The following is an 18,357-nucleotide window of genomic DNA, read 5'->3' on the forward strand; positions in this document are numbered from 1 at the left end:
CTTCTCCTCTGTGTTCAATGCCGGTCGGGGCGGGCGCACGCGGGCGCCCGCTTCCGGCCGGTGAGTAGTGCTCGGGGTCAGGCCTCGGGCGTCTCGGTGGGCGCCTTTTCGGCGGCTTCCGAGGGAGCCTCCGCAGGTGCCTCTTCCGGAGCCGCTTCGGCCTGTTCGGCGTCGCCGCCGCGTCCGCCCTTGCGTCCGCCGCCGCTCTTGACGATCTCGCCCTTGGGGCGGATCGGGGCGACGACCATGATCATGTTGCGGCCGTCCTGCTTGGCGGCGGACTCGATGACCGCGAGGTCCTTGAGCTCTTCCGCGAGCTTGTCCAGCAGGCGCCGGCCGAGCTCGGGGCGCGACTGCTCGCGACCGCGGAACATGATCGTGATCTTGACTTTGTCGCCGGCCGTGAGGAACCGCACGATGTGACCCTTTTTGGTCTCGTAGTCGTGCTTGTCGATCTTCGGCCGGAGCTTCATCTCTTTGATGACGGTCTGCTGCTGGTTGCGGCGCGAAGCACGGGCCTTCTGGGCGGACTCGTACTTGTACTTGCCGTAGTCCATGAGCTTGCAGACCGGCGGACGGGCGGTGGGTGCGACTTCGACCAGGTCCAGGTCGACGTCGGCGGCCAGTTGCAGGGCTTTGTCGATCGACACGATGCCGACCTGTTCTCCTGCCGGGCCGACCAGGCGCACTTCCTTGGTCCGAATCTGGTCGTTAATGCGCAGATCGCTGATGGGGCCTCCTTGGTTCGCGATTCTCGCTGACATGACGTCAGCGCCCCTGTGGCTGTTCCGGTCGTCGGGGCGGGAGCCCCGGCGGCTTGTCGTTGCAAGCGTGACCCAGCACAGCCTCACGCGGGTGAGGTCCCCAAAAGAAAAGACCCCGGCGTCAGCCAGGGTCCACTCCAAGGGCACGGCGATCATGTCGCCGTACGTGACCCGTTCACCTGTCGGATCCCCCGTGAGGGGTCCCGGCTGCGGGTGGGAGCTGGACTCCGCTTGCGGCACCGCTCGCCATTCGAGATGGCACGGTGCGATCGACACGCAATACTAGCACCTAGCTGCGGGACTGCTCCAAGAGCGCTCGCAGGTGTTTGATCGCCGCCACAGCCCGCTCCTTGTCGCTGACCTGGACGGCCATGATCGACATCTCGTCGTCGTCCGCGAGTTCCACGGTGGCCCAAGTCATCTTGTCCGTGAAGTTGATGGCGGTGACGACCTGCCACGGGAAGTAGCGCTTCGACGCGACGTTGGTCACCTCGACGCCCTTCTCGTCGGCGCGGACGCGCAGGCGCAGGAAGGCGAGTGCGATGCCGGCGCCGATGACGCCGAGGCCGATCATGGCGATCTGGTCGACCCAGGTGACGGTGCCGCCCTCGTAGGTCTGGTTGCCGAGGGTGAAGGACAGGGCGGTGAAGCCGCCGAACGCGATGACCGCGCCGATCCAGGCCCCGATGCGGGACTTGCGGGGCCGGTAGTCGAGTTGCCCGAGATCGCTCATGGTCTGCTCCTGTACGGCGGTCACGCCCACTCCTCCATTGTCCTGCTGTCCTCGGTTCAAGGCAATTGGTCGATCTCGAGGCTCGAGTCGAATGCAAGCAGCGTCTTGGGTTCGCCCGTCACGATGGGCCAGCCGGGGCGGTTCAGGCCACACCACGCGACGTGCCCGGCGGCGATGTTCCCGTGCTGGCGCGAGCGCGACAGCATGAGGCCGACGTCGCGGGCGGACTTCTGGTCCAGGTCCATCACGACGGTGACGGGCAGGCCGAGCAGCACGAGCAGGGCGTCGCGGTCGCGGCGGCGCGCCTGCGACCAGGCCTCGGCGAGGGCCCCGGAGGGGATCGCGAGGACCACGTTCTGCTCGAGCGCGGTGAAGACGACGGCCTGCGGGTAGGGCATGGAGGTGGCGAAACCGACGATGGCGGACACGTCCAGGATGCGGCCGCCGATCACGTATTGGCCTCTCCGTCTTTGCCGTCGATGCCGAGCTTCTCGCGGGCCCAGGCCAGGTGCTCGGCGCTGGGGGCGTGGCCCTTGCGCTCGAAGAGGTCCTGGAGCTCGCTGAGCGAGCGGTCCCGCTCGAGGCGTTCGGCGACCGCGGCGGCGACGTACTCGTCGACCGAGGAGGCCCGTCCGACCGCGACGAGGCGGCGGATCTGCTCGAGCTGGGAGGCGGAGAGCGTGACGCCCGAGCGCGAGGGGCCCGCCCCCGCGGGAGGATTGAGCGACGAATTGGCGCGATCGGTCACGATTTCCAGGGTAGCGGTGGCTCAGGCGTTCGCACTAGCCGCCATCGCGGTCTCACCTCCCTCGGCGCGAAGCGTGCGAGCCATGAATCGGCGCTGCGGTACGGTCGTGATGAGGCACAACCTCATTTGCACAGTCTGGTTGGAAGGACCTGTCATGGCTGAGAAGAAGTCCGGCGAGCGGCCCCACGACCCCAAGTTCCCCGAGAAGTTCCTGAACTTCATGCGCACCGGCTGGGGCGCGACGGAACTCGACGTGGCCGAGTCGGCGCAGGCGGCCTACACGGCCCGCCGCCGCGAGGCGGTCTCATCGGCCTTCCCCGGCGAGACGGTCGTCGTCCCCACCGGCGCCGAGAAGACCCGCTCGAACGACACCTTCTTCCGCTTCCGCGCGGGTTCGGACTTCGCGTGGCTCACCGGCGACCTCGACCCCGAGGGCGTGCTGGTCCTGCACCCGAACGGCTCCGGCCACGACGCGGTGCTGTACCGGCGCCCGCGCAAGGGCTACGACTCCGACGAGTTCTTCCGCTCCGCGAAGTACGGCGAGCTGTGGATCGGCCGCAAGAAGTCCCTTCAGGAGACCAGTGTCGAGCTCGGCATCGAGGTCCGCGACGTGGAGCGGCTCGAGAGCGAGCTGCAGGGCGTGGAGCGCGGCAAGGTCCGCGTGCTGCGCGGCTTCGACGCCGGTGTGGACGCGCACTTCGCGGCCGAGGAGCCGACGAAGGACCTCGAAGGCCAGCCGCAGCTGTCGCGCGATGGCGAACTCGCGGCGGTGCTCTCCGAACTGCGCCTGGTCAAGGACGCCTGGGAGCTCGAGCAGCTGCAGGACGCCATCGACATCACCGTGCGCGGCTTCGAGGACGTGGCGCGGGTGCTCCCGTCGCACGGCTCGATCCCGGAGCGGGCCCTCGAAGGCGTGTTCGGCCTGCGTTCGCGCCTCGAAGGCAACGGCCTCGGGTACGACTCGATCGTGGGCGCCGGATCGCACGCCACCACGCTGCACTGGATCACCAACGACGGCCGGACCACGCCGGGCGAGCTGATCCTCATGGACATGGGCGTGGAGAACAACCACCTCTACACCGCCGACGTGACCCGCACGCTGCCAGTGAGCGGCCGGTTCACGCCGCTGCAGCGGGAGGTCTACGACATCGTGCACGCCTCGCAGCAGGCGGGCATGGACGTCATCAAGCCCGGCACCGAGTTCCAGGAGATCCACCAGACCTGCATGCGGGTGCTGGCCGAGGGGCTCAAGGACCTCGGGGTGCTGCCGGGCTCGGTCGACGAGGCGCTCGACAAGGACTCGCTGATCTACCGCCGCTGGACGCTGCACGGCTTCGGCCACATGCTCGGCCTCGACGTGCACGACTGCGCGAACTCGCGTCCCGAGCACTACTATCGGGGCTCCGTTTCCGAGGACTTCGTGCTCACCGTCGAGCCGGGACTGTACTTCCAGGCCAACGACGAGCTGGTGCCCGAGGAGCTGCGCGGGGTCGGCATCCGCATCGAAGACGACGTGCGGGTCACCGCCGAGGGCTGCGAGAACCTCTCGGCCGGGCTGCCCCGCACCGCGGACGACGTGGAGTCCTGGCTCGAATCCCAGCGTGCGGCGGGGCCCCGCCTCGCTGTGTAGACGCAGGTGGCGACGTGGCTCACAGGGCCGGTGTAAACCCCGGGAGCGCGGCGCGTATAGTCCGAATTAAGACTTATATCCACCGCACCGGGCCGACGGCGGCCGACATCACCGCACACCGGCCGCCGTCGGCCTTTAACGTTCCCTGACCCGGATGCGCTCTCCCGCAACAGCACTCAGCCTCGCAGCCCCTCGTTAGGCTCGGCTAAGAAACTCCCTCGAAACGCCGGGTGCTACAGTTGGCCTCGTTAAATAAGACGGACGTACTGTTTAAAAGGCGGCTGCTCTGCCCGACCTCGGTTCCCGGCCCTTCAGGTTGGGGCAGACTGAAGCCGACCTTCAAATCCTGAATCGAGGAGCTCTCATGGTGAGTACGGACTCCTTCGGCGCCCGCGAGACGCTGCGGGTCGGCGAACACGAATACGACATCTTCCGCATCGACAAGGTCGAGGGACACGACCGGCTGCCATACAGCCTCAAGGTCCTCCTCGAGAACCTGCTGCGCAACGAGGACGGCGCGGACATCACCGCCGACCACATCCGGGCGCTCGGCTCCTGGGACCCGGCCGCCAAGCCCAGCACCGAGATCCAGTTCACGCCCGCCCGCGTGATCATGCAGGACTTCACCGGCGTCCCCTGCGTCGTCGACCTCGCCACCATGCGCGAGGCCGTCCGCGACCTCGGCGGCGACCCCTCCAAGGTCAACCCCCTCGCGCCCGCCGAGATGGTCATCGACCACTCCGTGATCGTCGACTTCTTCGGGCACCCGGACTCCTTCAAGCGCAACGTGGAGCGCGAATACGAGCGCAACCGCGAGCGCTACCAGTTCCTGCGCTGGGGCCAGACCGCCTTCGACGAGTTCAAGGTCGTCCCGCCCGGCACCGGCATCGTCCACCAGGTCAACATCGAGCACCTCGCGCGCGTCGTCATGACCCGCGACGGCGTCGCCTACCCCGACACCTGCGTCGGCACCGACTCCCACACCACCATGGAGAACGGCATCGGCGTCCTCGGCTGGGGCGTCGGCGGCATCGAGGCCGAGGCCGCGATGCTCGGCCAGCCCATCTCGATGCTCATCCCGCGCGTCGTCGGATTCAAGCTCTCCGGCGACCTGCCTGCCGGGACCACCGCCACCGACCTCGTGCTCACCATCACCGAGATGCTGCGCGACCACGGCGTCGTCGGCAAGTTCGTCGAGTTCTACGGCGAGGGCGTCTCCTCCGTGCCCGTCGCCGACCGCTCCACGCTCGGCAACATGGCCCCCGAGTTCGGCTCCACCTGCGGCATCTTCCCGATCGACGAGCGCACCGTCGACTACCTGCGCCTCACCGGCCGCACCGAAGAGCAGATCGCGCTCGTCGAGGCCTACGCCAAGGCCCAGGGCATGTGGCACGACCCGGCCAAGGAAGCCGCGTACTCCGAGTACCTCGAGCTCGACCTCTCCACCGTCGTGCCCTCCATCGCCGGACCCAAGCGCCCGCAGGACCGCATCCAGCTCGACCAGGCCGGGCACCAGTGGCGCCGCGACGTCGCGAACTACGTCCACGACGAGGCCGGCGAGGAGTCCTTCCCCGGTTCCGACTCGCCCGCGGAGAAGGCCAACGGCGACCGCCCGCACAACCCGCAGACGGTCAAGTCGGAGAACGGTGAATTCGAGCTCGACCACGGCGCCGTCGTCATCGCCGCGATCACCTCGTGCACCAACACCTCCAACCCGTACGTCATGGTCGGCGCCGGCCTCCTCGCCAAGAACGCCGTCGAACTGGGCCTGCTCTCCAAGCCGTGGGTCAAGACCTCCCTCGCGCCGGGCTCGCAGGTCGTCACCGGCTACCTGAACCGCGCGGGGCTCAGCCCGTACCTCGACAAGCTCGGGTTCAACCTGGTCGGCTACGGCTGCACCACCTGCATCGGCAACTCCGGCCCGCTCCCCGAGGAGACCTCGGCCGCGGTCCAGGCCGGGGACCTCGCCGTCGCGGCGGTCCTCTCGGGCAACCGCAACTTCGAGGGCCGCATCAACCCGGACATCAAGATGAACTACCTGGCGTCCCCGCCGCTGGTCGTCGCGTACGCGCTGGCCGGGACGATGGACCTCGACCTGACGTCGGACCCGATCGGCAAGGGCAAGGACGGCCAGGACGTGTTCCTGCGCGACATCTGGCCCTCCGCCGAGGACATCCGCGAGGTCGTCGACGGCAACATCGGCCGCGACATGTTCCTCAAGGAGTACGCCTCCGTCTTCGACGGCGACGAGACCTGGCAGTCCCTGCCGATCCCGACCGGCAACACCTTCGAGTGGGACGACGCCTCGACCTACGTGCGCAAAGCTCCGTACTTCGACGGCATGCCGGCCACCCCGGCCGCCGTCGAGGACATCACCGGCGCCCGCGTCATGGCGAAGCTCGGCGACTCGGTCACGACCGACCACATCTCCCCCGCCGGCTCGATCAAGGCCGACTCGCCCGCGGGCGAGTACCTGAAGGGCCAGGGCGTCTCCCCGGCCGACTTCAACTCCTACGGCTCACGCCGCGGCAACCACGAGGTCATGGTCCGCGGCACCTTCGCGAACATCCGCCTGCGCAACCAGCTCGCGCCGGGCACCGAAGGCGGCTGGACCCGCGACTTCACCCAGGCCGGCGGCCCGGTGTCGACCATCTACGACGCCTGCCAGAACTACGCCGCCGAAGGCACCCCGCTGGTCGTCTTCGCCGGCAAGGAGTACGGCACGGGCTCGAGCCGCGACTGGGCCGCGAAGGGCACCCGCCTGCTGGGCGTCAAGGCCGTCATCGCCGAGTCCTACGAGCGCATCCACCGCTCGAACCTCATCGGCATGGGCGTCCTCCCGCTCCAGTTCCCCGAGGGCGAGTCGCACCAGAGCCTCGGCCTCACCGGCGAGGAGACCGTCTCGATCTCGGGCGTCACCGCGATCAACGACGGCATCCCCGCCACGGTCACCGTGACCGCCGTCAATCCCGACGGCGCCGAGACCACCTTCGAGGCCGTGGTCCGCCTGGACACCCCGGGCGAGGCCGAGTACTACCGCAACGGCGGCATCCTCCAGTACGTCCTCCGCGGACTGCTGGCCGAATGACCGCTGGAGAGCGCTGAGGGGGCGGGCTGCATGCAGCCCGCCCCGTTTCCTTGCCCCCGAGGAGGACGACCGTGACCGACCCCGCCCGATACCGGGACCCGCGCGGCGACTCGCCGTTCGGCTACGGCGTCCACCACGTGCAACTGGCCATCCGCCCCGCGGGCGAGGACGCCGCCCGCGCGTTCTACGTCGGGGTCCTCGCCATGACCGAGGTCGAGAAGCCACCGGAGCTCGCCAAACGCGGCGGCCTGTGGCTGCGCACCGACGCCCTCGAACTCCACCTCGGCGTCGAAGCGGGCCACGTGCCCTCCGCGAAGGCCCACCCGGGCATCCTCGTCGCCGATCTCGACGCGCTCGCCGCCCGCCTCGAAGCCGCCGGGCACCGGGTCGAATGGGACGCGGACTTCATCGGCTACCGGCGCTGCTACACGCGGGACCCGTTCGGCAACCGCCTGGAGTTCCTCACGCCCATCGGGGACTGAGCCTCCGCGATATCCCAGTCGACTGGGTTCCGACTGGGATGCTCATGCAGCCGTTGACGAGGCGCGCCGGGCGCTGGCAGGATTCGGTGCATGAGTGCGGGATATGAACTGGCGCAGGTGAACATCGGACGGATCCTGGCGCCCTTCGACAGCGAGGTGATGCACGGGTTCACCTCCAAGCTGGAGGAGGTGAACGCCGTCGCCGACACCGCCGAGGGATTCGTGTGGCGCTTGATCGACGAGCAGGGGTCGGACGCGACCGCGTTCCGGGTATTCGGCGACGAATGGCTCGCGGTCAACATGTCGGTGTGGACTTCGCCTGAAGCCTTGAACGCCTATGTGTACGGGCCCCAGCACCGGGCGATGCTCAAGCGGCGGCGCGAATGGTTCGCGCACCTCACCGAGGCGTACTCGGCGATGTGGTGGGTCCCGGCAGGGCATCGCCCGACCCTGCCGGAAGCGGAGAAGCGGCTCACGATCCTGCGCGAGAAGGGCCCGACCCCCGAGGCCTTCACCATGAAGGAGTTGTTCCCGAAGCCGGAGGCGTAGGGAACCAGAAGGCGCAGTCCGAAGCCGGAGCTCCAGGAGGCCAGAGGGCCCCGCCTCAGCGAGTGAAGGACCTCACCCCTCGGAATCACCGTCTCGCCGGACTCGTTCCACTGAAGGTGATTCGCGAGGTCGAGGTCGTCGTCATCGGGGCCGGGCAGGCCGGGCTCTCGGCCGCCTACTTCCTGCGGCGGCGCTTCGAGCCCGAGACCGAGTTCGCGGTGCTCGACCACGCCCCGCACGCGGGCGGCGCCTGGCAGTTCCGGTGGCCGACCCTCACGTTCGAGACGGTCAACGGCGTGTACCGGCTCCCGGGCATGGACGTGCCCGAGCCCGAGCCGTCCACGCCCGTCTCCGGGGTCATCTCCTCCTACTTCGCCGACTACGAGCGCGAGTTCGACCTGCGCGTGCAGCGGCCCGTCTCCGTGAGCGCGGTGCGGCCGCTCCCCGACAAGCGCCTCGAGGTCGTCACCGACCGGGGCACTTGGATCACCCGTGCGCTCATCAACGCCACCGGCACCTGGGAGCGCCCGTTCTGGCCCCGGTACGCGGGGCAGGAGACCTTCGCAGGCAGGCAGCTGCACACCGCTCAGTACCGCGGCCCCGAGGCGTTCGCGGGCCGCCGCGTCGCCGTGGTCGGCGGCGGCATCTCCGGGATTCAGCACCTGCTCGAGATCGACCCGCTCGCGGCGTCCACGCATTGGATCACGCGGCGCGAACCGCGATGGCGCTCAGGGGATTTCAACCCGGACCGGGGCCGCGAGGCGGTCGCGATGGTCGAGGAGCGGGTCCGGCGGGGGCTGCGTCCGCAGTCGGTCATCAGCGTCACCGGCGTGCCGCTGACGCCCGAGATCCGGGCCGCGCGGGCCACAGGCGTCCTCGATCGGCTCCCGATGTTCGACGCGATCACGCCCGAGGGGCTGCGCTGGGGCGACGAGAGGTTCATCGCGGTCGACACGATCCTGTGGGCCACCGGGTTCCGGGCGGCGCTCGATCATCTCGCGCCGTTGAAGCTGCGCGGGTCCGGCGGCGGGATCGTCATGGAAGGCACCCGGGCGGCGGCCGACGCGCGCGTACATCTGGTGGGCTACGGCCCGTCGGCCTCCACGATCGGCGCGAACCGGGCCGGGCGCGCGGCGGTCAGCGAGATCCGTGAGCTCCTGGGTGTGAAGCGGGCTGCGACCCCCGCCGGGGCACGAGTCTGAGCACCGCCTGGACCGGCCAGTGGTCCGAGGGGGTCAGGCCGCCCTCGGTGTAGGCGTTGACGCCGGCGCGGTGGACCTCGACGGCGCAGTCCGGGCTCGGCCTGGTGAGGATCCAGTCCATGCGGGTCGGGCCCTCGACGGGCGCGGGCCGCCAGCGGTTGAACGTGGCCCAGTTCGGGGTGACGTGCTCGGCCGCGCGCTCCCAGGTGTCCTCGAGGCCGCCGCCGGTGAGCGCCCGGTAGGTCGCCGAATCGGGGCCGCAGTTGAAGTCGCCGGCCACGATGACCGGGTCGAGGAAACGGGCGATGGTCCGCAGCAGGAGGTCCGCGCCCTTGCGCCGGGCCTTCTCGGAATGATGGTCGAAGTGGTTGTCGACGATGTAGAAGCGGCGTCCGGTCTCGCGGTCCTCCAGGTGCACCCAGGTGAGCATCCGAACGGTGCCGCTCCCCCAGTTGCGCGAGCCGATCACGTTGGGGCGTTTGGAGAGCCAGAGGTGGTCGTATTCGAGCGGGAAGAGCCGGGCGCTGTCCCAGAAGATCGCGGTGGCCTCGCTGCGGGAGCCGCCGCCGCGGCCGAGGTGGACCCAGTCGTAGCCGTCGAGGTCCTCGCGGAGCTCGAGGAGCTGGCGGAAGCGGCCCTCCTGGGTGCAGATCACGGAGGGCAGTTCGTTCTCGAGCACGGCCTTGACGAGGGGGCGGCGCTTCCACCAGGAATGCGGGGCGCGGCCGGAGGCGGACTTGAGGTTGTAGGTCATGACGTGCAGGAACGGCGGATCCACGGGACCCAGCAGCGGATGCCCGGGCGGGGCGGCGATCAGCGCGTCGTTCACCATTGCAACGGTATCGGTGCCGCCGCCGCCCCGCAGACCGTTTACGGGAGCTCGATGAGCGCCTGGGCGGCCCAGTGGTCGGAGGGCGTGCGCCCGTCCTTTGCGTAGGTGTTGACGCCCGCCTTGAGGATCCGCACCTCGGGGGTGGTGAGGATCCAGTCGATGCGCCGCTCCTCCTCGGTCGGGACCGGGTTCCAGCCGTTCCAGGTGCCGTAGACGGGGGTGACCTGCTCGTCGGCGGCGAGCATGGTGTCGACGAGGCCGCCGTCGGTGAGGATCTGGTGGATCGGCGTGTCCGGGGTGTTGTTGAAGTCCCCGGCGACCACGACCGGGGAGGTCCAGGGCGCGATGACGTCGAGGTTCATCTGCGCGCCCTTCTGGCGCGACGGCTCGGACTGGTGGTCGAAGTGGTTGTTCACCGCGTAGAAGTCCTTGCCGGTGCGCAGGTCTTGGAAGCGGACCCAGGTGAGCATCCGGACGACGTTGTTGCCCCAGTGCTTGGAGCCGATGAGCAGCGGCGTGTCCGAGAGCCACAGGTGGTCGTACTCGAGGGCCTTGAGGCGCTTGCGGTCCCAGAAGACCGCGGTGGCTTCGCTCTTGGAGCCGCCGAGGCGGCCGAGGTGGATCCAGTCGTGGTGTCTGAGGTCTTCGAGGACGTCCTGGTTCTGGCCGTACAGGCCCTCCTGTGTGAACAGGATCGTGGGCCGCTCTCGCTTGAGGACCGTCTTGACGAGCGGGCGGCGCTCGTCCCAGGTGCGCGGCGAGGGGTCGCTGCCCTCGTAGCGGAGGTTGAAGGAGATGACGTGGAGCTGGTCGCCCTCGGGGGCGCCGATGAGGGAGCCGCCGAGGGCCTCCTCGGCATGGGCGGCTTCGGCGAAAGCGCCGGAAGCGACGGCGGAGGCGCCGACCGCGAGGCCGGCGCCGAGAATGTTTCGTCTACTGAGGATGGTCATGGAAACCTCTATATCTCAGGTGAAACCGGGCGGAGGGTAAGTGAACGACAAATGCCACTTCTCATCAACCTGCAGCCGGTGAATTCGGGGTGAATGCACCTCGGCCCCATGCGAAACGCCCTCCTCTTCCGGGAGGGCGTCGACTCAGTCCCCGACTCCGTCGGGAACGGATCGCCGGTTTCCTACAGCGGCAACGCTCCTGATGCGAGGATCGCCGCGACCGCGATGGCCGGTCCAGGTGGGGCCGCCGGCCATGGCAGGCGGTTCGGTGACGGGTTGCCCCTGGGGCTCATGGGCTGTTCCTTCGGTGGTCGTGTTCGATGCCGTGAGCGCGGCCGCGTCGGCGCAACGCGCCCCAGGCGGCGGCCGTCAGCACATCGATCCGGATCGGGTTCATTTAGGATCGTTCGCATGCCCGAACCCGAATCCGAACCCCGCACCGACCTGGTCTTCTCAGATGAGCCGCCGGCGCCCGAGCCGACGGTGCCGAGCATGGAGGCCCGCCCCGAACCGACGCCGCCCGGAACGGCGCCGGCTCCCGCCCTTCCCCACGAGCCCGCCCAGGGCACCGCGTACGGCGCCTTTCCCCCGCCTCCGCAGCCGAATCGGAGGGGCGGACGTGCGCTCGGCATCGCGATCGTCGTCGCGCTCATGCTCGGCGGAGGCGCGGCGGGCTACATCTATTCCGGCGACGAGTCCGGCTCTGCCGCGGACGAGTCCACCTCGACGGCCGCGGAGGAGACCACGGCGGCCGAGCCGAGCGAGTCACCTTCCCCTGAGGCCCCGGCGTTCTCCGGCGAGTTCCTGACGGTGGAGCCGCTGGGCGCCAGCGTGCCGATCCCGAGCGACCGGTGGCAGCTCGCCGAAGGGCCGGTCGACTACGACTACGCCCACGACGCATCGCTCTACAACTACGAGCTCGCCGAGAACTGGTACGCGGCCTTCTCCGCGGGCCGCTACGCGATTCCCGAGCTGCCGTTCGACCCGGAGACCATGGGCGAGACCGCCTCCACGGTCGCCCGCGTCTGGGCGGAGGGCGCCGCCGGCATCGGCGAGAACGGCACCGTGTCCGAGCCGGTGCTCACCGAGGTCACCGTGGACGGACATGCGGGGGTGCTCGCGGAGTCGACCGCCTCGTGGGACTCCTCGCAGTACGTCGAGGACGAGTCCGAGCGGGTGGCGATCCTGCTGGTCGACGTCGACGGGGTGAACGCGTTCGTGTCCGGGGCCTATATGCCCGAGTCGGCCGATGACGAGTACGACCTGCTGGTGGACGCGCTGTTGGCGACCACCTTCGAGGACGAGTAGGCAGCTGAAACGGCTCAGGGCCGCGGGAGGTGAGAAACCCGCGGCCCTGGATCGTACTGCCGAAGATAGGTTAGCATAACCTAACTTAAGCCTTCAAGCGGTGGTCACCAGCGCAGGAACGCGCCGACACCTCCCGCCTTCTCGTCGAGTTGGACGCCGTCGTTGAGGATCGACACCCGCGCGTCCGAGGCCAGCGCCATCTCGATCATCGCCTCGCCGAGCTGGGCGTCCGCGATCGCGGTGGCGAGTTCGGGCTCGCCAGGGGCGATCGAATCGGCCAGGACCGTGCCGTCCGGAATGCGGCGGCCGCTCCACACCGAGTCTCGCTCGATGACGAGCCGGTCGACCCGGCCGCCCTGGAGCGCGTCGATCACGGCCTCGGAGCCCGCCACGGTCTTGCGCGGGGACTCGGCGAAGTTGTCGGTGAGGCGCTGGTCCCGGGCCGCCCGTGCGGCGGCGATCTCGGGCGCGAGGGCCTGCTGGATCTGCGCCGACGTGGACTGGCTGAGCACCAGTTGCGAGGGGACCACCTCGGCTTTGAAGCCGTTGCGCAGCGACTTCGAGGAGGCCTCCACGAGTTCGGGTTCGCCCGAGATGACGAGCATCTCCCAGCCGAAGGTCGCCACGTGCTCCTCCAGGACGGGGTGCGCGGCGGCAAGGAACTTCTGCAGGTGCTCGGCGATGCGGTAGTCGAACAGGTCGTGCTGGTTCGACGAGGCCCACGCGTCGCGTCCGCCCCAGGCGCTGTGGGAGGCACTGGGGCCCTTCATGATCCGCCATTCGGCGGTGTCGAGCTCGAAGTGGAGACCGGAGACCTCCTCGCACTTGCCGAAGCGGCTGTCGAGGAGTCGCATGCCCTTGCCGTCGACGACGGCGATGCCGATCGGGGAGCCCTCGGCCCAGGCGCCGAACATCGGGGCGATGTGGGAGCGGGGGGCGAGTGCGACCCGGTCGGTCAGCGGCGTCTGCATCTCGACGTTGTAGGTCTGGCCGCTGGCGAGGCCGACGAACAGCGCGCGGCCGATCCCGGGCGCGCCGGGGCGGACGAGCTGCTCGATGTCGAGCTTCATCTCTTCGAGGCGGCGGCCGAGCGCGGAGCGCGTGCCGTTGTCGACGGATTCGAGCAGTTGTTTGAGGCCCTGGTCGAGCCGGGTCTTCCAGGGCGGCTGGGAGCCTTCCTGCCGGGGGTCGGCGTTGACGTAGAGCGAGAGCACGCCGGTGTCGTCGTGCAGTTTCACCAGCCTGAGTTGCGTCTCGCGGTCCATCGGCATGGCTATCGCCTCCTCGATCGAGCGGAATTCGCCTCAGGATATTCCCGGAGGTGCCCGTTCGTGAAGGTTTCGCCAGTTACGCCCGACCCCGTTTTAGACGGGGCACCCGTCGGGGCCGCAGGCTTCGGCGCCGTCGGCGCCGGTGATCGAGGTGAGTGCCGGTCGCTTTTCGCCCCAGGCCTTTTCGAGGACTTCGGCGAACAGCTCGGTGGGCTGGGCCCCGGAGACGCCGTACTTCTCGTCGACGACGAAGAACGGCACGCCGGTGGCACCGAGCGCGGCGGCTTCGGCCTCGTCGGCGCGCACGGCCTCGCGGTAGGCCTCGGGGTCGTCGAGCACGGCGACGACCTCGTCCTTGTCGAGCCCGGCGGCGACCGACACGTCGATCACCCGCTCGCGTTCGAAGATCGAGGCCTCGTCGGCGAAGTTCGCGGTGTAGAACGCCTGCCAGACCTCGGCCTCCAGGCCCCGCTCGGAGGCGAGGTGCAGGAGGCGGTGCAGGTCGAAGGTGTTGCCGTGGTCGCGGCCCTCCGCCTGGTAGTCCAGGCCTTCGGCCTTCGCCAGGTCTTGGAGCCGGTATTCCCCGGCCTGCGCCTGGGCCGGGCTCATGCCGTACTTCTTGACGAGCATGTCGACGACCGGGGCGGTGTCGCCCGGTTCGCGGTGCGGGTCGAGTTCGAAGGAGCGGTGCCGGATCTCGACGTCGACCTTCCCCTCGAGCCGCCGAACGGCCTTGTCGAACCGGGCCTTGCCGACGTAGCACCACGGGCAGGCGATGTCGGACCAGATGTCCACGCGTAGCTTCTCCACGCCTCCCCCAACACTTGAAGCTTCCACAGAATTCCGGGCTGTGCCGCACGCCTCTTCCGGTGCCCACGATGCGGAACGACCCGGCCACCCGCCAGTCGCGCCCAAGCCTCCGTTCAGGTACCCTTTCTCAGGCTCGGCGCGCTCCCGCGCGCCCTCCGGGTGCTTAGCTCAGCGGTAGAGCACCTCCCTTACAAGGAGGTGGTCACAGGTTCGATCCCTGTAGCACCCACCATCCAAATAACCCAGACATTCAGGCAGTTTCATCTCATGTCGAATGATCCGGGTTCGGTTATGAAGCAACTGGTCGCCACATGCTTGGTTATGGCGTCCTCCACGCCGGCGATCGGTGTCGACCGAGAAGTCTCCCTGACACTCCGGTCCTGAGCCAGCAGGCCCAGTTGGTGCGGTCGGCCCAGTCCTCGCCACCGAGATCGGCCAGGTGCAGGTACCCGAGCGGGCCGAGCCGGTAGTTCGCCGCGACCACGACGGCGCCGGTCAACCGGGACAGCGCCGCCCCGTCGGTCACCGGCGGCGCGGCAGAACCGCTGTCGAAGCCGCCGCCGTAGATCCAGACGAGCACGGGACGGCGGCCGCCCCGATCCGGGAGTCCAGTCACCGCTCCGCGAGCTCTGCCGCCGCCGATTCCGGAGATCCCCACGGTTCCTCCAGCGCGGCGCGAAGCGCGTCGACGGTATCCGTGCCGATGTGTTCGGCGAGCGCTGTTTCGATCCCTGCGAGGATCTGCATCGTCTCGGAGCGGCGCTGAGCACCGGCCGCTGTGAGGCGGACGAGCTTCGACCGGGCTGACCGTGGGTCGCTCTCCACTGTTACTACGCCGAGGGCGACGAGTTCATGGACCCACTGGTGCGCGGTCGGGGCGCTGACGCCCAGGCGCCGAGCCAACTCGGCGATGCTCGTCCCCTCTGACGGCAGCTGACTCAGCAGGGTCACGTGTGCCTCGCTGATGATCACTCCGCCTTCCTGGGCCTCGAACGCGGCAGTCAGGGCGGCTCGGAACCAGTGGTGCGCGCGCCACAGCAGCCGGATGAGCGGCTCGGATTCGGACGGTGACGAGGACATGGGCTCTGCTTTCACTGTGGGACGGGCGATTCGGCGCGGTCCGCCGATGGTAGGCGGTCGACCTCGGTGACTGACATCACCAGCATTCCGAGACCACCAAGCATTATTAGGTAACCTATGATTAGGTTACCTATTAGTGATTGCGTCGATCCCCGGGCCCGCGATCGATGGAAAGGCACAGTGATGACGACCGCATCGTCCGCTTCCCCGCTCACCGCGGGCACCTCGCCACAGCGGCATCGGCCGCGGCCGATGCCCGCGCCGACATGCCGACAGGCGTGGTGGCATCGCCGGCCGCCGCCGGCCAGGCGCGCGACACGCAGGTGATCGCCGTCGAAGAGGCCTTCTCCGTCCCGGACCTGATCCCGTGGCCGGGCGCGGCCCCTATGCCTCCCGACTGGGAGCGGGAGTGGGGGCGTCCTGCACAACGACCACGTTCAAGGCCACTACCTCGACGAGCCGCGGTTCCGGCCCGTGTGGGCCGAACTCGAACGGCTCGGAGTGACGCTCTACCTGCATCCCGCGCTCTTCCCCGCCGACCACTGGCAGGTGTTCGAGGGACATCCCGTGCTGAGCGGGCCGTCCTGGGAATGGACGGCGGCGGTCGGCGCCCACGCACTCCGCCTGATCTACGGCGGCGTGTTCGACGAGTTCCCCGGGGCCTCGGTGACGCTGGGGCACATGGGAGAACTGCTTCCCTTCCAACTGGCCCGGCTCGACAGCCGCTACCACCAGGCCGACCCCGCGGGCAGGCCGCGAGAACTGCCCTCCCATTACCTGCGGAACAACTGCTATGCGACCACCGGCGGCGTGTACTCCCACGCGGCCCTACTCGGAGCCGTCCAAGCGATCGGCGCCGACCGACTGCTGTTCTCCGTCGACTACCCCTACGAATCAACCGCCGAGGCGGTCGAGTTCCTCCGCACCGCACCGGTCTCCCGCGGCGACCTCGAACGCATCGCGCACCGCAACGCGACAGACCTGCTGCATCTCTGACCGAGACGTGAGGGGCGGGGCCGGGCCGGCCCTGACCATTGATCGCGTTGGAACCCAACATGTTCAACCGAACACTCGAAGCCGAATCACGTTCGAGACTCCCGATTGGAACACCATGATCGCCGTCAAAGGCCTCCATAAACACTACAAGAAGACCGTGGCGGTGAACGATCTGTCGTTCGAAGTCCGCCCCGGCGTCGTCACCGGATTCCTGGGGCCCAACGGCTCCGGCAAGTCCACCACGATGCGCCTGATGCTCGGCCTCGACCACGGCGAAGGCGAGACCACCTTCGACGGCGAACGGTTCACCGACATCCGCCGCCCCATGAACAAGGTCGGCACCCTGCTGGAGGCCAAGCCCTTCCACCCCACCCGCTCCGCCCGCAACCACCTGAAGATGCTCGCCGCCGCCAACGGCATCACCGACGCCAGGATCGACGAGGTTCTGGAGACGGTCGGCCTCGGCGCTGTCAAGCGCAAGCAGCCCAAGAGCTACTCGCTCGGCATGGCGCAGCGGCTCGGCCTCGCGCAGGCGCTGCTGGGCGACCCGCCCGTCCTGCTGCTGGACGAGCCGACCAACGGCCTCGACCCGCACGGCATCCACTGGATGCGCGACCTGCTGAAGAAGCTGGCCGCCGAGGGCCGCACCGTGTTCGTCTCCAGCCACCTGCTCTCGGAGATGCAGCTCATGGCCGACGAACTGGTCGTCATCGGCCGCGGTCAGATGATCTTCAACGGCGACGTCGACGATTTCGTGCGCGAGTTCACCCAGTCCACGGTGATCGTCCGCAGCCCCGCCGCCGACGCCTTCCTCTCCGCGCTCGAAGCCGAGGGCGCGACCGTCGCCAAGGGCGACGACGGCGAACTCGTCGTCTCGAACATGGCGATCGGCGCGGTCGGCCACCTGGCCTTCACCGAGGGCATCGAGCTCGCCGAGCTCTCCAGCCGCTCGGCCTCACTCGAAGAAGCCTTCATGTCCGCCACCGGCGCCGCAGAGCAGTTCGTCGCCCGAGAACCCGTACTCGCCACGACCACCGGAGGTGCCCAGCATGCTTGACGCGCTCAGATTCGAATGGACCCGGCTGCGCACGCTCCGCTCGACCTACTGGATGGTCGGCTCCGGCCTGGTGGCCTCCGCCGCGATCCCGCTGACCCTCGGCATCGCCGCCGGCGAGGAGCCGCTCAACGCCGACTCCGTGAACCTCGGCCTCAACGGCGGGGCCTCCTTCGTGATCCCGTTCCTGGCGGTGTTCATGGCCGTGATCGGCATCTTCGCCACCGGCCACGAATACCGGCACGGCACGATCCAGCCGACCCTGACCGCGCTGCCGCAGCGCTCGCGCCTGATCCTGGCGAAGATCCTCACGATGACAGCGCTGACGGCCGCGGTCACGCTGGTGTCGATCGCGATCAACGCGACCCTGATGCTCGCGTTCTGGGGCGGGGCGCCGGGACTGTTCGACGACCCGGTGCGCTCGGCGCTGCTGGGATACGTGGCCTACAACGTGATCTACACACTGGTCGGACTCGGCCTGGGGCTGCTGTTCCGCGGCGTCCCGTCGGCACTGGTGGTCATATTCCTGATGCCGTTGATCATCGAGACCCTGTTCGTCGGGCTCACCATGGTCCCGGCCCTCGACTGGCTGGCGCCGGTGGTGCGGTTCCTACCGTTCACCGCAGGGTCGGAGCTGATGCTGACCAGCGCGGCGGAATTCGGTCCCGCGGCCCCGGACTACGGCTTCTTCGACCGCTGGGCCTCGGGCGGCGTGTTCGCCGTCTTCGCCGCCCTGATCATCGGCGTCGCCTGGACCCAGTTCAATAGACGCGACGCTTAGATGTTCCATCCCAAACCTTCAGTGGCCATAGGAGGTCCGTGATCGAAAGACCGTCTCCCCCAGCCGGACGTTGTGCCGG

Annotated in this window: 19 protein-coding genes and 1 tRNA gene; 10 read left to right on the forward strand and 10 right to left on the reverse strand. The window is 68.9% G+C overall.

Annotated features, from left to right (window positions below; genetic code table 11):
* Positions 1–77: 77 nt before the first annotated feature.
* From infC to JHY01_RS01625, 4 genes are all read right to left on the reverse strand, one after another.
* Positions 78–716 carry a translation initiation factor IF-3 gene (gene infC / locus JHY01_RS01610; RefSeq protein WP_205324040.1) on the reverse strand — a complete coding sequence of 213 codons (639 nt, stop codon included), beginning with the start codon at positions 714–716 and terminating at the stop codon, positions 78–80.
* Positions 717–1,053: 337 nt separating this feature from the next.
* Complete coding sequence (locus JHY01_RS27560; RefSeq protein ID WP_205323838.1) at positions 1,054–1,521, reverse strand: PH domain-containing protein; 468 nt, start codon at positions 1,519–1,521, stop codon at positions 1,054–1,056.
* Positions 1,522–1,553: 32 nt separating this feature from the next.
* Positions 1,554–1,949: a hypothetical protein gene (locus tag JHY01_RS01620; protein ID WP_112140276.1), complete on the reverse strand. Its 396-nt coding sequence runs from the start codon at positions 1,947–1,949 to the stop codon at positions 1,554–1,556.
* Positions 1,946–2,245, reverse strand: a complete 300-nt coding sequence (locus JHY01_RS01625) for a hypothetical protein (RefSeq protein WP_205323839.1) — start codon at positions 2,243–2,245, stop codon at positions 1,946–1,948. The genes JHY01_RS01620 and JHY01_RS01625 overlap by 4 nt, the downstream gene beginning before the upstream one ends.
* A gap of 154 nt (positions 2,246–2,399) precedes the next feature.
* Here JHY01_RS01625 and JHY01_RS01630 point away from each other — a divergent pair, with 154 nt between their 5' ends.
* The 5 genes from JHY01_RS01630 to JHY01_RS01650 all read left to right on the forward strand — a co-directional run bounded on the left by JHY01_RS01630 (position 2,400) and on the right by JHY01_RS01650 (position 9,196).
* Positions 2,400–3,875 carry an aminopeptidase P family protein gene (locus JHY01_RS01630; RefSeq protein WP_205323840.1) on the forward strand — a complete coding sequence of 492 codons (1,476 nt, stop codon included), beginning with the start codon at positions 2,400–2,402 and terminating at the stop codon, positions 3,873–3,875.
* Between the two features lie 367 nt (positions 3,876–4,242).
* Positions 4,243–6,963, forward strand: coding sequence for an aconitate hydratase AcnA (acnA, locus tag JHY01_RS01635; protein ID WP_374199473.1), 2,721 nt, complete (start codon positions 4,243–4,245; stop codon positions 6,961–6,963).
* A gap of 71 nt (positions 6,964–7,034) precedes the next feature.
* The gene (locus tag JHY01_RS01640) at positions 7,035–7,445 is read left to right on the forward strand and encodes a VOC family protein (RefSeq protein ID WP_205323842.1); all 411 of its coding nucleotides are present in this window, start codon (positions 7,035–7,037) and stop codon (positions 7,443–7,445) included.
* A 90-nt stretch (positions 7,446–7,535) separates the two neighbouring features.
* The gene (locus tag JHY01_RS01645; RefSeq protein ID WP_205323843.1) at positions 7,536–7,994 is read left to right on the forward strand and encodes a DUF3291 domain-containing protein; all 459 of its coding nucleotides are present in this window, start codon (positions 7,536–7,538) and stop codon (positions 7,992–7,994) included.
* Between the two features lie 110 nt (positions 7,995–8,104).
* Positions 8,105–9,196: an NAD(P)-binding domain-containing protein gene (locus JHY01_RS01650; RefSeq protein ID WP_240192284.1), complete on the forward strand. Its 1,092-nt coding sequence runs from the start codon at positions 8,105–8,107 to the stop codon at positions 9,194–9,196.
* Here the strand turns inward: JHY01_RS01650 and JHY01_RS01655 are convergent.
* Together JHY01_RS01655 and JHY01_RS01660 are read right to left on the reverse strand one after the other, a co-directional pair.
* Positions 9,132–10,025 (reverse strand): endonuclease/exonuclease/phosphatase family protein, encoded by an 894-nt coding sequence (locus JHY01_RS01655; RefSeq protein ID WP_205323844.1) that lies wholly within the window; start codon positions 10,023–10,025, stop codon positions 9,132–9,134. The two genes, JHY01_RS01650 and JHY01_RS01655, sit on opposite strands and share 65 nt — an antisense overlap.
* A gap of 41 nt (positions 10,026–10,066) precedes the next feature.
* Positions 10,067–10,978 (reverse strand): endonuclease/exonuclease/phosphatase family protein, encoded by a 912-nt coding sequence (locus JHY01_RS01660; RefSeq protein WP_205323845.1) that lies wholly within the window; start codon positions 10,976–10,978, stop codon positions 10,067–10,069.
* A 411-nt stretch (positions 10,979–11,389) separates the two neighbouring features.
* Between JHY01_RS01660 and JHY01_RS01665 the strand changes: the two genes are divergently transcribed.
* Positions 11,390–12,286 (forward strand): hypothetical protein, encoded by an 897-nt coding sequence (locus JHY01_RS01665; protein WP_205323846.1) that lies wholly within the window; start codon positions 11,390–11,392, stop codon positions 12,284–12,286.
* Between the two features lie 104 nt (positions 12,287–12,390).
* Here JHY01_RS01665 and JHY01_RS01670 read toward each other — a convergent pair whose 3' ends face one another.
* Together JHY01_RS01670 and JHY01_RS01675 are read right to left on the reverse strand one after the other, a co-directional pair.
* Positions 12,391–13,557, reverse strand: a complete 1,167-nt coding sequence (locus JHY01_RS01670) for a VLRF1 family aeRF1-type release factor (RefSeq protein WP_205323847.1) — start codon at positions 13,555–13,557, stop codon at positions 12,391–12,393.
* Between the two features lie 93 nt (positions 13,558–13,650).
* The gene (locus tag JHY01_RS01675) at positions 13,651–14,367 is read right to left on the reverse strand and encodes a DsbA family oxidoreductase (protein ID WP_205323848.1); all 717 of its coding nucleotides are present in this window, start codon (positions 14,365–14,367) and stop codon (positions 13,651–13,653) included.
* 157 nt (positions 14,368–14,524) lie between these two features.
* Between JHY01_RS01675 and JHY01_RS01680 the strand changes: the two genes are divergently transcribed.
* Positions 14,525–14,599 (forward strand) — tRNA-Val (locus tag JHY01_RS01680).
* An 87-nt stretch (positions 14,600–14,686) separates the two neighbouring features.
* On the opposite strand, the gene JHY01_RS01685 is transcribed toward JHY01_RS01680, so the two are convergent.
* On the reverse strand, positions 14,687–14,983 hold the full coding sequence (locus JHY01_RS01685; protein ID WP_205323849.1) for a carboxylesterase family protein: 297 nt from the start codon (positions 14,981–14,983) through the stop codon (positions 14,687–14,689).
* A complete protein-coding gene (locus JHY01_RS01690) occupies positions 14,980–15,447 on the reverse strand; it encodes a MarR family winged helix-turn-helix transcriptional regulator (RefSeq protein WP_205323850.1) in 468 nt (155 codons plus the stop codon). Before JHY01_RS01690 ends, JHY01_RS01685 begins: the two co-directional genes overlap by 4 nt.
* Before the next feature lie 420 nt (positions 15,448–15,867).
* Here JHY01_RS01690 and JHY01_RS01695 point away from each other — a divergent pair, with 420 nt between their 5' ends.
* From JHY01_RS01695 to JHY01_RS01705, 3 genes are all read left to right on the forward strand, one after another.
* Positions 15,868–16,443 carry an amidohydrolase family protein gene (locus JHY01_RS01695; protein ID WP_205324042.1) on the forward strand — a complete coding sequence of 192 codons (576 nt, stop codon included), beginning with the start codon at positions 15,868–15,870 and terminating at the stop codon, positions 16,441–16,443.
* A gap of 115 nt (positions 16,444–16,558) precedes the next feature.
* Complete coding sequence (locus JHY01_RS01700; RefSeq protein ID WP_205323851.1) at positions 16,559–17,500, forward strand: ATP-binding cassette domain-containing protein; 942 nt, start codon at positions 16,559–16,561, stop codon at positions 17,498–17,500.
* A complete protein-coding gene (locus JHY01_RS01705; protein ID WP_205323852.1) occupies positions 17,493–18,278 on the forward strand; it encodes a hypothetical protein in 786 nt (261 codons plus the stop codon). Before JHY01_RS01700 ends, JHY01_RS01705 begins: the two co-directional genes overlap by 8 nt.
* The last annotated feature ends 79 nt before the right edge of the window (positions 18,279–18,357 follow it).

Source organism: Glycomyces sp. YM15, assembly GCF_016918015.1.
In the GTDB taxonomy this organism is placed as follows: Bacteria; Actinomycetota; Actinomycetes; order Mycobacteriales; family Micromonosporaceae; genus Glycomyces.

Coding starts and splice junctions, on each gene's coding strand:
- JHY01_RS01630 (WP_205323840.1), top strand. CDS start 2,400: ATGGCTGAGAAGAAGTCCGGCGAGCGGCCCCACGACCCCAAGTTCCCC.
- JHY01_RS01645 (WP_205323843.1), top strand. CDS start 7,536: ATGAGTGCGGGATATGAACTGGCGCAGGTGAACATCGGACGGATCCTG.
- JHY01_RS01660 (WP_205323845.1), bottom strand. CDS start 10,978: ATGACCATCCTCAGTAGACGAAACATTCTCGGCGCCGGCCTCGCGGTC.
- JHY01_RS01665 (WP_205323846.1), top strand. CDS start 11,390: ATGCCCGAACCCGAATCCGAACCCCGCACCGACCTGGTCTTCTCAGAT.
- JHY01_RS01670 (WP_205323847.1), bottom strand. CDS start 13,557: ATGCCGATGGACCGCGAGACGCAACTCAGGCTGGTGAAACTGCACGAC.
- JHY01_RS01690 (WP_205323850.1), bottom strand. CDS start 15,447: ATGTCCTCGTCACCGTCCGAATCCGAGCCGCTCATCCGGCTGCTGTGG.
- JHY01_RS01700 (WP_205323851.1), top strand. CDS start 16,559: ATGATCGCCGTCAAAGGCCTCCATAAACACTACAAGAAGACCGTGGCG.
- JHY01_RS01705 (WP_205323852.1), top strand. CDS start 17,493: ATGCTTGACGCGCTCAGATTCGAATGGACCCGGCTGCGCACGCTCCGC.